This is a genomic window from Bradyrhizobium retamae (assembly GCF_001440415.1).
GTDB classification, from domain to species: domain Bacteria; phylum Pseudomonadota; class Alphaproteobacteria; order Rhizobiales; family Xanthobacteraceae; genus Bradyrhizobium; species Bradyrhizobium retamae.
The window spans coordinates 1-1430 of sequence record NZ_LLYA01000117.1; the positions used below are offsets into that span (position 1 = coordinate 1).

The following is a 1430-nucleotide window of genomic DNA, read 5'->3' on the forward strand; positions in this document are numbered from 1 at the left end:
GATTCCTTGCAAACTTGATTTGTGATTCACTCGCCCCCAGAACCGGCATTGGCGAGGGATTCGATGCGGCCACGGGAACGGAGCGAGACGGGAGAGCAGGATCTTTTCCGCTCGCGGCTCGACCAGATCATCGACTTGAAGCATCCGCTGGTGACGCTGGGCCGCACGGTGGATTGGAGGTTCCTGGAGGAACGGTTCGGCGAGGTTTACAACGATGATCCCGGCCGCCCGCCGCTGCCGACGCGCTTGATGGCGGGGCTGGCGATCCTCAAGCACACCTACGACTTGTCCGACGAGGTGCTGTGCGAGCGGTGGGTCGAGAACCCCTATTACCAATACTTCTGCGGCGAGGAGTTCTTCCAGCACCGACTGGTGTTCGACCGCTCGTCGCTGACGCGCTGGCGCAACCGGATGGGCGAGGAGCGGCTGGCGGCGCTGATCCAGGAGAGCCTGTCGGTCGCCACCAGGACCAAGGCGATCAAGCCGTCCGAGCTGTCGCGGGTGATCGTCGACACCACGGTTCAGCCCAAGAACGTGACGTTCCCCACCGATGCAAAGCTTCTGAACCGGGCGCGCGAGAAGCTGGTGCGGCTGGCGCAGCGCCATGGGGTGGCTTTGCGCCAGTCCTATGCGCGGGTGGGCAAGTTCGCCCTGATCCAGCACCAGCGCTATGTCCACGCCAAGCAGTTCAAGCGCGCCAAGCGGAAGCTCAAGACGCTGCGGACCTATCTGGGCCGCGTGATCCGCGACATCGCCCGCAAGATCGAGGGTAACAGCGGGCTCGAGGCGGCGTTCGCAAAGCTGCTGGCGCTGGCGCGGCGCGTGCGCGAGCAGCAGCAGCGTCAACGCGGGCCGAAGGTCTATTCCCTGCACGCGCCGGAGGTCGAGTGCATCGGCAAGGGTAAGGCCCATCGGCCGTACGAGTTCGGCGTCAAAGTCTCCGTCGCCACCACGATCGGTCACGCCAAGGGCGGCCAGTTCGTCACCCATGTGAAGGCGCTGCCCGGCAATCCCTATGACGGTCACACGCTGGCCACCGTGATCCCGGACATGGAGGCGCTCATCGGCAACATCATCGCGCGCCTCCTCGCCGACAAGGGATATCGCGGCCACAACGCGCCGCCTGACTACAAGTTCAGGGTCTTCCTCTCCGGGCAGAAGCGAGGGGTGACGCCGAAGATCAAACGCGAACTACGTCGCAGGGCCGCCGTCGAGCCCGTCATCGGCCATCTCAAGGCCGAGCACCGCATGGGCCGCAACTATCTCTGGTTCCGCCGCGGCGACGCCGCCAACGCCGTCCTCGCCGCCGCCGGCTACAACTTCCGCCGCCTCATCCGATGGCTCAGCCTTTTGCTGCACCGGTTCCTGACCGCACTCTTTCCCGGCGCTCTGACCATTCCAGCGTGAGATCGGCATTCTTCACGGACGAC

At 65.0% G+C, this 1430-nt stretch carries 1 protein-coding gene; it reads left to right on the forward strand.

The window, feature by feature from the left end:
• The first annotated feature begins 63 nt into the window (after positions 1-63).
• Entirely contained in the window at positions 64-1407 is a 1344-nt protein-coding gene (locus CQ13_RS15210; protein WP_057843681.1) for an IS5 family transposase, read from the forward strand.
• Positions 1408-1430 lie beyond the last annotated feature (23 nt).